Source organism: Streptomyces sp. CA-251387, assembly GCF_050936625.1.
Lineage (GTDB): Bacteria > Actinomycetota > Actinomycetes > Streptomycetales > Streptomycetaceae > Streptomyces.
This window is the reverse complement of the sequence record NZ_JBNJMJ010000001.1, coordinates 3,282,779-3,294,881: the sequence shown is the minus strand read 5'-3', so window position 1 is coordinate 3,294,881 and position 12,103 is coordinate 3,282,779. Positions and strand designations below refer to the sequence as shown.

Sequence of the window (12,103 nt, the reverse complement as noted above, 5' to 3'; positions counted from 1 at the left end):
CCCGTGGGGGTACGCGTCGCCACAGCCCACTTAGCTGCGGGCAGTCGTGCCGCTGGGGCGGCTCCCGACCCACAGAGGCGGCACCCCGTTAGCGCCGTGCTGCGCCCCCCGGCCTCAGCCCCACGCCGGGCAACCGTGCAACCCGGCCTACCGCTCGAAGTGTTGTCGGAGCCGCGTGTGTGCCTCCGTAGGCGCCTCCACCGCGTCCAGGCCCAGCAGTGCCGCCCCCAGTACCGGGCTCGCCGTGACCACGGTGGGTACGGCCTTGGGGGCGCGGGAGGTGAGGAGGGATTGGATTCCGTCGGTCAGTTGGGGGTGGCGTGCCGCGAGTACGCCCCCGCCCAGGAGCACCGGGGTCTCCTCCTCCAGCAGGTCTAGGCGGGTCAGTGCCACCGTCGCCATGGTCACCACCTCGTCGGCCAGGCGGTCCACGACCGCGCGGGCCACGGGGTCGCCGTCGGCCGCCGTGGCGAACAGCACCGGTGTCAGCTCGTGGCGGCGGGCGGGTGGGATGCGCTCCAGGTGCAGGGCCTCGACGAGGGCGTACATGGTGGGGAGGCCGAAGTGGGCGGGGAGCGTGCGGGCGAGGGACGTGGGCGCGCCGCGGCCGTCCTCCGCGCGGGCCGCGTGCCACAGGGCCTCCTCGGACAGGCCCCAACCGCCGCCCCAGTCGCCGGAGATACGGCCCAGCGCGGGGAAGCGGGCCGTACGGCCGTCGGGGCGCATGCCCACGCAGTTGATGCCGGCGCCGCAGACGACCGCGACCCCGCGCGGTTCGGTGACCCCGGCCCGCAGGATGGCGAAGGTGTCGTTGCGGACGGATACGTCCGGGCCCCACGCGCGTGTGTGCAGGGCGGTCGCCAGCTGTTCCTCCTCGACGGGGAAGTCGGCGTTCGCCAGGCAGGCCGAGACATGGTCGACCGAGGTGACCCCGGCGGTGGTGAAGGCCCGTTCCACGGTCTCGGCCAGCTTGTCCACCGCCGCCTCGACTCCCACGACGGGCGGCCGGAACTCGCCGCCGCGCGCCGTGGCGAGGACGCTTCCGTCGGCCGCCACGACCGCGACGTCGGTCTTGCTGTTGCCCGCGTCGACAGCGAGGACACGTGCGGTCAGGCCCACGCGAGATGCTCCTGGTTGTGTGCGATCAGCTGGTCGGTGAGGGCGTCGGCGTACGCGTACTGGCCGACGAGGGGGTGCGCGAGCAGCGCCCTGAACACGCGGTCGCGGCCGCCGCGCAGGGCGGCGTTCAGGGCCAGGTCCTCGTAGGCCGTGACGGCAGTCATCAGGCCCGCGTACAGGGGGTCCACGGTGGGGACCGGCAGCGGGGCCGGACCCCTTGGTGTCACTGCCGCCTGTACCTCGATCACCGCGTCGTCAGGGAGGAAGGGCAGCGTTCCGTTGTTGTGCGTGTTCACTACCTGGTGCGGGCTGCCGGTGCCGCCCAGCAGTCCGGCTGCCAGATCCACCGCTGCTTCCGAGTAGTACGCGCCGCCTCTCTTGGAGAGCAGGTCCGGCTTCTCGTCGAGGGCCGGGTCGGCGTAGAGGGTCAGCAACTTTCTTTCCATTTCCGCTACTTCCGCTGCGCGGGACGGTTTGGTGCGGAGTTCTTTCACCACCTCGTCGTGGGCGTAGTAGTAGCGCAGGTAGTAGGACGGCACCACGCCGCCCAGGCGGTCCAGCAGGGGGCGGGGGAGGTGCAGGTCCGCGGCGATCGTGTCGCCGTGGTCGGAGAGGAGCTTCGGAAGGACGTTCTCGCCCTCGGGGCCGCCCAGGCGTACTCCGGTCTCCCAGGTGAGGTGGTTGAGGCCCACGTGGTCGAGGTGGATGGCGGAGGGGGTCACGCCGAGCATCGCCGCGAACTTGCGCTGGAAGCCGATCGCCACGTTGCACAGGCCGACCGCCTTGTGGCCCTCCTGGAGCAGGGCGCGGGTCACGATGCCGACCGGGTTGGTGAAGTCGATGATCCAGGCTGTGGGGTTGGTGCGGCGGACGCGGTCCGCGATGTCCAGGACCACGGGGACCGTGCGCAGTGCCTTTGCCAGGCCGCCGGCGCCTGTTGTCTCCTGGCCCACGCAGCCGCATTCCAGGGGCCAGGTCTCGTCCTGCTCGCGGGCCGCCTGACCGCCCACGCGGAGCTGGAGGAGGACCGCGTCGGCGCCGTCCACTGCCGCGTCCAGGTCTGTGGTGGTGGTGATGGTGCCGGTGTGGCCCTGGCGGGCGAAGATACGGCGGGCCAGGGCGCCGATCAGTTCCAGGCGGTCCGTCGCCGGGTCCATCAGGACCAGTTCCTCCAGGGGGAGGGTGTCCCGGAGGCGGGCGAAGCCGTCGATGAGTTCGGGGGTGTAGGTCGAGCCTCCGCCGACCACAGTGAGTTTCATGGGTGGTTCAGCCCTTTACTCCGGTGAGTGTGACGCCCTCGACGAACGCCTTCTGCGCGAAGAAGAACACGAGGATCACGGGGGCCATGACCAGTACGGTCGCGGCCATGGTCAGGTTCCAGTCGGTGTGGTGTGCCCCCTTGAACGACTCCAGGCCGTAGGAGAGCGTCCAGGCGCCCGGGTTCTCGGACGCGTAGATCTGGGGGCCGAAGTAGTCGTTCCACGCGTAGAAGAACTGGAAGAGCGCCACTGCGGCTATTCCCGGTTTGGCCATGGGGAGGACCACCCGGACGAGCGTGCGGAGTTCGCCGCAGCCGTCCACCCTTGCCGCGTCCAGGTATTCGTTCGGGATCGTCATGAGGAACTGGCGCAGGAGGAAGATCGAGAACGCGTCACCGAACGCCATCGGGATGATCAGGGGCCAGAGGGTCCCCGAGAGGTCCAGCTGCTTCGCCCAGAACAGGTACATCGGGATGATGACCACCTGGGGCGGCAGCATCATCATCGAGATCACCAGCATCAGGGACAGGTTCCGGCCGCGGAAGCGGAACTTGGCGAGCGCGTACGCCACGGGGATGGAGGACACGACGGTGAGGACCGTGCCCAGGCCGGCGTAGATCAGCGTGTTCTTCCACCAGGTCAGGAAGCCGGGGGTGTCGAAGACCTTGGTGTAGTTGCCCCACTCCCAGGTGTCGGGGACCAGGTCGCGGGTGAGCGCCTGCTGGTCGCTCATCAGCGAGGTCAGGACGACGAACAGGAAGGGCAGAGTGAAGAAGAGCGCGGCCGCCACGCCGAGGGAATGGATCGCTATCCATTCCAGGAGCGCCTTGCGGCGGGCCGGGCGTTCGGTGACGGTCGGTGCGTCCAACCGCACCGCCTTGTCCAGCACTTGGGTCATGGGTCAGTCACCTGCCTGGATCAGTCCGCCCCGGCGCCGCATCAGCAGCGCGGTGAACGCCATGGCCAGGGCGAACAGCACCAGCGCGACCACGCAGGCGGAGCCGTAGTCGAAGCGCTGGAAGCCGAGGTTGTAGACGAGCTGGGGGAGGGTCAGCGTGGACTTGTCCGGGTATCCGGGCTCGAACTGCTGGCCGGAGCCGCCGATGATGCCGGAGGCGACCTTTCCGGCCACCAGCGGCTGTGTGTAGTACTGCATCGTCTGGATCACGCCCGTGACGACGGCGAACATCACGATCGGCGAGATGTTCGGCAGCGTGACGTAACGGAACCGCTGCCAGGCCGATGTGCCGTCCAGCTCCGCGGCCTCGTACTGCTCCTTCGGTACGTCGAGCAGTGCGGCCATGAAGATGACCATGAGGTCGCCCACGCCCCACAGCGCCAGCGCGGTGAGGGCCGGCTTGGACCAGGTGGGGTCCGTGAACCAGCCCGGTGTCGGCAGGCCCAGGCCGTCGAGGACCGAGTTGACCGGGCCGGTGCCGGGGTTGAGGAGGAAGACGAAGGCCAGGGTCGCGGCGACCGGCGGGGCGAGGTACGGCAGGTAGAAGAGGGTGCGGAAGACGCCCGCGCCGGTCTTGATCTTCGTGATGAGCAGGCCGATGCCGAGGCCGAAGACCACTCGGCAGGTCACCATCACCAGGACCAGCCAGAGCGTGTTGCGCAGGGCCGGCCAGAACAGTGGGTAGTCGTTGAAGACGTAGGACCAGTTGTCCAGGCCGCGGAAGACCGGTGTGCCGAAGCCGTCGTACTTCATCAGGGAGAAGTAGACGGTGGACACCAGTGGGTAGGCGAAGAAGACGCCGAATCCGATGAGCCACGGTGACAGGAAGGCCACCGTCCGAAGCGCCGACCTGCGGCGCTTCGCGCGGAGAGTGTGCGTGGACATCGGAGCCCTACTTCGCCTGCTCGATGTCGGTGTCGATCTGCCGGGCGGTCTTCTCCAGGCCGGCCTTGAGGTCCTTCACCTTGCCGGACTCGTACTGGTAGCCGAAGTCCTGGAGCGTCGTCTGGTACGTGGAGCCGTTGACGGAGGCCGGCGGGGTGTTCGAGTGCGGGTTCTGGGCGATGTCCAGGAACGTCTTGAAGCCGGGGTCGACCTTCAGGCCGGGCGACTTCAGGGCCGCGAAGGTGGACGGCACGTTGTGGATGGCGTTGGCGAAGGAGACGACGGCCTCGGTGTCGGTCGTCAGGTACTTCACCAGTTCCCAGGCAGCGTTCTGCTTCTCGCTCTGCGGGGCGATGCCGATGATCGTGCCGGAGAGGAAGCCCTTGCCGTACTCGTCCACCTCGTCGTCGGCGACGGGCATCGGGGCGGTGCCGATCTCGAAGTCGACACCCGCGTCCTTCGCCATGCCCAGGCGCCACTCGCCGTCGAGCTGCATGGCCACCTGGCCGGTGTGGAAGGGGTGCTTGGCTCCCCATTCGTCGCCGAAGGTGTTGCGGTACTTCTCCAGCTTCGCGAAGCCGCCGAGGTCGTCGATGAGCTTCTTCTGGTACGTGAACATCTCGGCGAAGGCCGGGTCCTTGGCGATGTTGGACTTGCCGTCGGCGTCGAAGTAGGCGTGGTCCCACTGGGACATGTAGTGATCGACGACCGTCTCGTAGCCGTGGTACGTCGGCATGAAGCCGAGCTGCTGGTAACTGTCACCCTTGCTGACGGTCAGCTTCTCGGCGACCTTCGCGAACTCCGACCAGGTCTTCGGCGGGGACTTGATGCCCGCCTTCTCGAAGGCGTCCTTGTTGTAGTAGAGGCCGTAGGCGTCGCCCAGCAGGGGCAGGGCGCAGCGGGTGCCCTCGAACTGGGTGTAGTCCAGCATCGGCTTCGGGATCAGCTTGTCGAGGTCGAGCTTCGACTTCTCGATGAAGGGCTTCAGGTCGAGGAAGGCCCCGGAGGAACAGAACTTGCCGATGTTGGAGGTGGTGAACGACGACACCACGTCCGGTCCGTTCGAACCGCCCGCGCGCAGCGCCTGGTTGAGCTTGTCGTCGTTGATGTTGCCGACGACCTTCACGGTGATGTTGGGGTGGGCCTTCTCGAAGCGGTCGACGTTCTCCTGGATCGCCTTGACCTCGGCGGGCGCGCTCCAGCCGTGCCAGAAGGTGATCGTCGTCCTGGCGTTGGGGTCGTCGTCGGCACCGGACTCCGACTGGCCGGTGCAGGCCGTGGCGAGGAGGGCCAGGGAGGCGGAGGCGGCCAGCGCGGCCGCCGCCTTGCGGGACGCTGAGGTTATGACTTTCCAGGACTTTCCGGGCATGGCGAGGTCTCCCAAGGGCTGGGCAGGGGTGGGTGAGGGAAGGCGGGGGGTGGGTCAGGGGGTGTGGTGGGCGTGCGCCGACGGGGCGGGCGGTCAGCGTGAGGTGTCGAAGACCTCGTCGCGTGTGGTCGCGAGCGCGCTCTCCAGCGCGCCCCGCAGCACGGGGTGTTCACGGACGTCACCGACGACGAGCCGGGGCCTGGACGCGGCCAGTTCCTCCAGCTCGTCCTGGACGAGGGCGCGCAGCACCTCGCCGCCGGAGGTGAGGGAGGCGCCGCTGAGGACGACCAGTTCGGGGTCGAGGACGGAGACCAGGGAGGCGAGACCGGTGGCCAGCCGGGTCGCGTAGGTCGCCAGGAGCAGCCGGTGCAGGACGGTGTCCTCCGTGGCGGCCCGCTGGACGAGGGTGGCGGCGGCTTCGGCGTATGGCCCGGACGGGATGTTCGTCATGCCCAGATCGCGCGCGAGCCGGGGGATCGCCTGCGAACCGGCCAGCTCCTGGTAGCCGCCACTGTTGGCTTTGGTTACCTGCCGGACCAGGGGCGCCCCGGGAACCGGCAGGAAACCCACCTCGCCCGCGCCGCCGGTCCAGCCGCGGTGCAGGCGGCCGCCGAGGACCAGGGCGGCACCCAGGCCGCCCTCGTTCCACAGCAGCACGAAGTCCTCGTGGCCGCGGGCCGCGCCGAGGCGCTGCTCGGCCACCGCCACGAGGTTGACGTCGTTCTCGTACTCGACCGGCATCGGCAGGGCGGCCGCGAGTTCGTCGAGCAGCGCGGGGGTGTGCCAGCCGGGGAGGTGGGAGGCGTAGCGCAGCCGACCCGTGTTGGGGTCGAAGGCACCGGGGGTGCCGATGACGAGCCGGTGGACGTCGTCGCGGGCGAGGCCGGCCGCCTTCACCGCGCCGTCGAGGGCGTCGGTGACCTGCCGGACCACGGGGTGGGCGGGGCGTCTGCCGGGGGTGGGCAGTTCGTACGACCCCACCGTGCGGCCGGTGATGTCGGCGACGGCGGCGCGGATGCGTTCGGGGGTGACATCGAGGCCCGCGGCGTACGCGGCGGCCGGATTGACCTCGTACAGCTGGGCGTTGGGGCCGGGTCGGCCCTCCGTCGTGCCGCTCGCCAGTACGAGGCCGGCGGCCTCCAGGCGGGCCAGCAGCTGGGAGGCGGTCGGCTTGGACAGGCCGGTGAGCTTGCCGATCCGCGTGCGGGACAGCGGGCCGTGCTCCAGGAGGAGGTCCAGGGCGGCACGGTCGTTCATGGCGCGCAGGACGCGCGGGGTGCCCGGCGTACCGGCGGTTCCTGCCATGGGGATCGACACCTGCCTTTCGGCTGACCAGCTTCTCAGCGGTCTACGAGAGAAGTCCATCCGAATCACTGTTAGGAAGGTTTCCTATCGGATGGCCAGAAAGTACGCCCGTCTGAAAGGTCGCGTCAAGGGTGGTCTACACCAGCAATGCAGTCGTTACCTCTGGGTGCTCAGGCCTGCGGCTCGTGGCCGGGCCCCACTCCCGTATCTCCACCGCGGGCAGCCCTCAGCTGACCGGGCCCGAGCTGGAGAAGCTCGTCCAGCCGGCCTGTGAGAAGGCCATCGCCGACGGGCGGTGCGAGCGGCACTGGCCTCGGTGGCGGGAGTGGGTCGACCGAGGGACGTGTCCGCTGCCCGCACGCCTATTTGGTCACGCTGGGCGGCGTCAGCGGAGTGGCGTTCTGGGCCTGCGGGGAGGACGTGTTGGCGTAGGCCGACGGGGGCGCCATGGCCGCCGTCGGGTCGGCGGCGGGGGTGTCGTCCGCCGGGACGGCCGGGCCGCCGACGATCGGGATGTCGGCCGCGTCGAAGGCGCGCTTGATGCGCCAGCGCAGTTCGCGTTCCACCGTCAGGGACTTGCCGGGCATGGTCTTCGCGGAGACGCGGACGACCATCGAGTCCAGCAGCACGCTGTCCAGGCCGAGGACCTCGATCGGGCCCCAGAGGAGCTCGTTCCAGGGCTCCTCCTTGCTCATCTTCTCGGCGACCTCGCCGATCGTGCGCTTCACCTTGTCCAGGTCCTCGGAGGAACGGACCGTGACATCCACGCCGGCCGTCGACCAGCCCTGCGAGAGGTTGCCGATGCGCTTGACCTCGCCGTTGCGGACGTACCAGATCTCGCCGTTGTCGCCGCGCAGCTTGGTCACGCGCAGGCCGACCTCGATGACCTCGCCGGACGCGACGCCCGCGTCGATCGAGTCGCCGACGCCGTACTGGTCCTCAAGGATCATGAAGACGCCGGAGAGGAAGTCCGTCACGAGGTTGCGGGCGCCGAAACCGATGGCCACGCCCGCGACACCGGCGGAGGCCAGCAGCGGGGCGAGGTTGATGTCGAAGGCGGACAGGATCATCAGGGCGGCCGTGCCCATGATCAGGAAGCTCGCCACCGAGCGCAGCACTGAGCCGATCGCCTGCGAACGCTGGCGACGCCGCTCGACATTGACCAGCAGGCCGCCGAGGGCCGTGCCGTCCACCGCCTCCGCGGTGCGGCTCATCCGGTCCACGAGCTTGGTGATCGCCCGCCGCACGGCCACTCTCAGCACCGCCGCGATCACCAGGATCAGCAGAACCTGAAGGCCTATCGCGAGCCAGGTCGACCAGTTCTCCTCGAACCAGCTCGCGGCCTGGGTCGCGCTCTCCTGGGCGTCCTGGATCGAGGGGACCGCCGGAGTCGTCGTCTCCGAGGGGGACGGCGACGGGGTCGGACCGGCGGCCAGTAGGACGGCGGGCAAGGACACGGCAGGTACCTCCAGTGCAGCGGCCCGCCCCACCGGCAGATGGTCAAGGTCACGAAAAGGTCACCGGCAGGGCAGGTTCACCACACTATCGGGGCATCGTGTGTGGATCGTCGCCACGTTCGAGGGAGGAACCGTGCCCACCTGGGGATGAACTGGTGGGATGAACCGTTCGTCGTCCGGGGGATGAATCAGATGTGGTCGAAAACACTCCCAGCCCGTTACCGGGACATGGTGGCGCTTTCACCAGGCAAGAGGGGAGACTGACTACAGATCGTCCCGGCGCGAGCCACGCGCCGCCGACGCCCAAGGAGGCATCCGTGCCGCATGTCCTGGTCCTCAACGCGTCGTACGAGCCACTCGGCGTCGTACCGCTCCGCCGCGCGCTCGTCCTCGTCCTCGAGAACAAGGCCGTATGCCTCGAGGAGTCCGGCGCCTTCATGCACAGCGCAACCGTCACAGTCCCCGCACCCAGCGTGGTCCGGCTCAAGCGATTCGTCCGGGTTCCCTATCGGGGGCCCGTTCCTCTTACCCGGAGGGCGCTCTTCGCGCGCGACGGGGGCCGGTGCATGTACTGCGGTGGCGTCGCAACCAGCGTCGACCATGTCATTCCGCGCAGCCGCGGGGGCAAGCACGTCTGGGACAACGTGGTGGCGTCCTGTCGCCGCTGCAACCACGTGAAGGCCGACCGACATCTGTTCGAAATCGGCTGGCGGCTGCGCCACAAACCCGCTCCACCCACCGGCCTCGCCTGGCGCATCATCGGCACCGGGCATAGGGACCCGCGCTGGCTGCCCTACTTGCAGCCGTTCGGCGCGGATGATGCCTTGGCCCGGATCGACGGCATTTCCGCCTGACGATCCGGGCTTTCGCATACCTGGCGTACGCCTGCGGAGCGTGCGCCGTGACCGGCCCCGGAGGTCCCCCGTGCCCCCGGGGCCGGTCGGCTGCTCTCACACGTACCGCAGCTCCGCCGGCCGAACCGACCGCCGCAGCAACGGCAGTGACGTGGCCGCGGCCAGCAGACAGGCCGCGTACACCACCACCGGGACCAGCACCGGCACCAGCGGCACGGGCCCGACGGCGTCGTCGATCATCCCGGCCCAGCCCACGTAGATCGCCGTGCCGCCCGCGCCCGCGAGCAGGACCGCCGGTGCGAGCGGCAGCGCGGTCTCCAGCAGCAGCGCCCGGCCGAGCACCCTCTGCGGCACCCCGGCCGCGGCCTGCGCGGCCAGCCCCCGGCGCCGGGTGGCCAGCGACTCGGCGGTGCCCACCGCCAGGGCCGACAGGGTCAGCACCAGGGCGACGAGGACCGCGGCGCCGGAGAGGTCGAGGCCGGTGGTGTAGTACGACCGGTTCTCGGCGAGGTAGTCGGTGTGGTCCACGATGTGCAGCAGCACCTCGCGGATGCCGACGAACGCCGTACCCACGACCGTCACCAGCAGCACCGCCGCATGCGTGCGGGCCGCCGCCCAGGGGTCGTCACGCATGCGTTCCGCCGCGATCAGCAGCGCCGGGCGCTGGGCACGGGCCGCGAGCGCGCTACCCAGCCGCCGGGACGACCAGCCCGCCAGCCACACGGCCGAGACGCCGATCAGCAGACTCGTGGCGAACACCAACAGCGGGGCGAGGGCGAATCCGGGGGGATTGCCGACGTACGTGGTCAGAGCCAGCCCCACAGCCATCACCGTCATCAGTACGCCCATCGCCAGGAACGCCCGCCCCGGCCCCCGCGTCGGACGCACCCGCCGTACCCAGCCCAGGGGCGAGGCCACCACCCGGCGCAGTGACACCGCGCTCACGGCCGCGCCCAGCACCGGGACGGCCACCGCGACCAGGGCGATGCCGAGCCATGCCAGGGGATCGGGGTGCTGCCACAGGCGCAGCAGGAGGAGGACGGAGAAGACGGTGGCCACGGCCGAGCCGGCCAGGCAGGCCAGACCCGCCTCCAGCGCCGCGATCCGCCGCACCTGGGCCGGCGTGGCCCCCGCGAGCCGCAGCGCGGCAAGGCGCCGGTCGCGGTGTACGGCCCCCACGCGGGCGCACTGCCCGAGGAACCCGAGCACCGGAACCAGCAGCAACAACAGCGCGATGATCACGCCCTGCCGGTCGCTGGGCTGGTCGAGCAGTCCGGCGCCGACGGACACCGAGTACTGCCCCTCCATCGGGACGATGGTGGCGACCGCCAGGCCGATGCCGGTCGCGAGCGCCGCCCCGATCGCCGTGAGCGTCACCCGCCACCACTCGCGCCGGTCGGATCCGCGGGTGAGCAGCCAGGCCAGCCGGAAGTCGGCCCTCATGCGGTCACCTCCGGGCAGGTCGTGGCCGTGCCGGTGCGTCTCACGGTGGTGCCGGTGGGACGGAAGCGGCATGTCATGGCGGCGGTGGTGGGCCGGTCCTCCCGCGCGCCACCGGAGAGGCGGTCGGTGATGGTGGCCGCATCGGGCCGGGCGGCGATCCTCGTGCCGCCGTGGAACTCGTCCCTCATGCCGCCACCTCCAGCGGTGTCACGGTCCCGTCGGCCAGCCGCACCTCGCGGTCCGCATACGCCGCCACCTGCGCGTCGTGCGTGATCAGCAGCATCGCCGTGCCCGACTCCCGGGCCGTGTGCACCAGAGCCGTCATCACCTGCTCGCTCGCCAGCGAGTCCAGCGCCCCGGTCGGTTCGTCGGCGAAGACGACCTTCGGGCCGGTGATCAAAGCCCGGGCCAGCGCCACCCGCTGGGCCTGGCCGCCGCTCATCTCGCCGGGCCGCAGTCCCTCCTGCCCGCGCACCCCGAACCGCTCCAGCCACTCACCGGCCGCCGACTGCGCCTCCTGGCGGCGGGCGCCCGCGAGCAGCAGCGGCAGCGCCACGTTGTCGAGAGCCGTCAGCTCGGGGATCAGCTGCCCGAACTGGAAGACCACGCCGAACTCCGTGCGCCGCAGCTCGCTCAGCCGCTTCTCGGGCAGCTGGTCGAGCCGCTCCCCGCCGTAGGTCACCGAGCCGGTGTCCGGGCGGACGATGCCGGCCAGACAGTGCAGCAGCGTGGACTTTCCGCTGCCGCTCGTGCCGGTGACGGCGAGGATCTCGCCGGCGTGCAGCTCGACGGAGGCGCCGCGCAGGGCCTGTGTTCTGCCGTGCGCCTTGACGAGGTCACGGGCCGCCAGCAGCGGCACCGTGGTTCCCCCCTTGTTGCTCATGGTGAGTCGACCTCCGCGGTCAGGGTGGTGAGCCGGGCCGCCGTGGTCGTCATCCAACGGAGGTCGGCGTCGAGGTGGTTGAGGGCGTAGTCCGCCGAGAGCACCGTCGCGAGATCGGCGCCCTGCGCGGTCTTGACCGCCGTGAGCTCCCGCATCCGCTCCATGTGAGCGGCGCGCTGGGCCCGCAGATAGGCCTCCGGGTCGCCGCCGGACAGGATCGAGACGACGACCTTGGCGAAGATCTCGTTCGTCACGAAGGGCGCCGGCGGCGCGATCTCGCCGGCCCACTGGGCCAGTTCCCGCGCCCCGTCCTCCGTGGACCGGTACGTCGTCCGCTCCGGACCGCCGTCCGAGTCGGTGCCCTCGATCTCGGCCAGGCCGTCGCGGACCAGGCGCTGCAAGGTCGTGTAGACCTGCCCGTAGGCCAGCGGACGGGCCTGCGGGAAACGTTCGTCGTGGCGTCGCTTGAGGTCGTAGCCATGGCTCGGCCCTGCGGCGAGCAGCCCCAAGAGGATGTGGCGGGTGCTCATGGCGATCATTATGTACTGAGTACATGTACTGAGTGAATAGT

Annotated in this window: 12 protein-coding genes; 1 reads left to right on the top strand and 11 read right to left on the bottom strand. The window is 70.2% G+C overall.

All coding sequences use genetic code 11. The features are described 5' to 3' along the window. Positions 1–147: 147 nt before the first annotated feature. The 7 genes from ACQEV2_RS14685 to ACQEV2_RS14655 all read right to left on the bottom strand — a co-directional run bounded on the left by ACQEV2_RS14685 (position 148) and on the right by ACQEV2_RS14655 (position 8,352). On the bottom strand, positions 148–1,119 hold the full coding sequence (locus ACQEV2_RS14685; protein WP_433040226.1) for an N-acetylglucosamine kinase: 972 nt from the start codon (positions 1,117–1,119) through the stop codon (positions 148–150). Then, positions 1,110–2,378 carry a 6-phospho-beta-glucosidase gene (locus ACQEV2_RS14680; protein WP_433040223.1) on the bottom strand — a complete coding sequence of 423 codons (1,269 nt, stop codon included), beginning with the start codon at positions 2,376–2,378 and terminating at the stop codon, positions 1,110–1,112. The genes ACQEV2_RS14685 and ACQEV2_RS14680 overlap by 10 nt, the downstream gene beginning before the upstream one ends. 7 nt (positions 2,379–2,385) lie before the next feature. Next, positions 2,386–3,276 carry a carbohydrate ABC transporter permease gene (locus ACQEV2_RS14675; protein ID WP_433040220.1) on the bottom strand — a complete coding sequence of 297 codons (891 nt, stop codon included), beginning with the start codon at positions 3,274–3,276 and terminating at the stop codon, positions 2,386–2,388. A 3-nt stretch (positions 3,277–3,279) separates the two neighbouring features. Further along, positions 3,280–4,221, bottom strand: coding sequence for a carbohydrate ABC transporter permease (locus ACQEV2_RS14670; protein ID WP_433040217.1), 942 nt, complete (start codon positions 4,219–4,221; stop codon positions 3,280–3,282). 7 nt (positions 4,222–4,228) lie between these two features. Next, the gene (locus ACQEV2_RS14665; protein ID WP_433054448.1) at positions 4,229–5,566 is read right to left on the bottom strand and encodes an ABC transporter substrate-binding protein; all 1,338 of its coding nucleotides are present in this window, start codon (positions 5,564–5,566) and stop codon (positions 4,229–4,231) included. 117 nt (positions 5,567–5,683) lie between these two features. Continuing rightward, positions 5,684–6,895, bottom strand: coding sequence for an ROK family transcriptional regulator (locus tag ACQEV2_RS14660; RefSeq protein ID WP_433040214.1), 1,212 nt, complete (start codon positions 6,893–6,895; stop codon positions 5,684–5,686). Positions 6,896–7,257: 362 nt separating this feature from the next. Further along, entirely contained in the window at positions 7,258–8,352 is a 1,095-nt protein-coding gene (locus tag ACQEV2_RS14655) for a mechanosensitive ion channel family protein (protein WP_433040211.1), read from the bottom strand. A 317-nt stretch (positions 8,353–8,669) separates the two neighbouring features. On the opposite strand from ACQEV2_RS14655, the gene ACQEV2_RS14650 reads away from it, so the two are divergent. Next, a complete protein-coding gene (locus ACQEV2_RS14650; RefSeq protein ID WP_109498769.1) occupies positions 8,670–9,206 on the top strand; it encodes an HNH endonuclease in 537 nt (178 codons plus the stop codon). A 96-nt stretch (positions 9,207–9,302) separates the two neighbouring features. Here the strand turns inward: ACQEV2_RS14650 and ACQEV2_RS14645 are convergent, their stop codons facing one another. From ACQEV2_RS14645 to ACQEV2_RS14630, 4 genes are read right to left on the bottom strand one after another with little or no spacing between them, the layout of a single operon-like run. Further along, positions 9,303–10,649, bottom strand: a complete 1,347-nt coding sequence (locus tag ACQEV2_RS14645) for an FtsX-like permease family protein (protein WP_433040206.1) — start codon at positions 10,647–10,649, stop codon at positions 9,303–9,305. Then, a complete protein-coding gene (locus tag ACQEV2_RS14640; RefSeq protein ID WP_433040203.1) occupies positions 10,646–10,837 on the bottom strand; it encodes a hypothetical protein in 192 nt (63 codons plus the stop codon). The genes ACQEV2_RS14645 and ACQEV2_RS14640 overlap by 4 nt, the downstream gene beginning before the upstream one ends. Next, positions 10,834–11,532, bottom strand: coding sequence for an ABC transporter ATP-binding protein (locus ACQEV2_RS14635; RefSeq protein ID WP_433040200.1), 699 nt, complete (start codon positions 11,530–11,532; stop codon positions 10,834–10,836). Before ACQEV2_RS14635 ends, ACQEV2_RS14640 begins: the two co-directional genes overlap by 4 nt. Next, positions 11,529–12,062 (bottom strand): PadR family transcriptional regulator, encoded by a 534-nt coding sequence (locus ACQEV2_RS14630; protein ID WP_433040197.1) that lies wholly within the window; start codon positions 12,060–12,062, stop codon positions 11,529–11,531. Before ACQEV2_RS14630 ends, ACQEV2_RS14635 begins: the two co-directional genes overlap by 4 nt. Positions 12,063–12,103 lie beyond the last annotated feature (41 nt).

Excerpts from the sequence above, each read along its gene's own strand:
- ACQEV2_RS14640 (WP_433040203.1), bottom strand. The coding sequence starts at position 10,837 with ATGAGGGACGAGTTCCACGGCGGCACGAGGATCGCCGCCCGGCCCGAT.
- ACQEV2_RS14680 (WP_433040223.1), bottom strand. The coding sequence starts at position 2,378 with ATGAAACTCACTGTGGTCGGCGGAGGCTCGACCTACACCCCCGAACTC.
- ACQEV2_RS14635 (WP_433040200.1), bottom strand. The coding sequence starts at position 11,532 with ATGAGCAACAAGGGGGGAACCACGGTGCCGCTGCTGGCGGCCCGTGAC.
- ACQEV2_RS14645 (WP_433040206.1), bottom strand. The coding sequence starts at position 10,649 with ATGAGGGCCGACTTCCGGCTGGCCTGGCTGCTCACCCGCGGATCCGAC.
- ACQEV2_RS14675 (WP_433040220.1), bottom strand. The coding sequence starts at position 3,276 with ATGACCCAAGTGCTGGACAAGGCGGTGCGGTTGGACGCACCGACCGTC.
- ACQEV2_RS14660 (WP_433040214.1), bottom strand. The coding sequence starts at position 6,895 with ATGGCAGGAACCGCCGGTACGCCGGGCACCCCGCGCGTCCTGCGCGCC.
- ACQEV2_RS14630 (WP_433040197.1), bottom strand. The coding sequence starts at position 12,062 with ATGAGCACCCGCCACATCCTCTTGGGGCTGCTCGCCGCAGGGCCGAGC.
- ACQEV2_RS14670 (WP_433040217.1), bottom strand. The coding sequence starts at position 4,221 with ATGTCCACGCACACTCTCCGCGCGAAGCGCCGCAGGTCGGCGCTTCGG.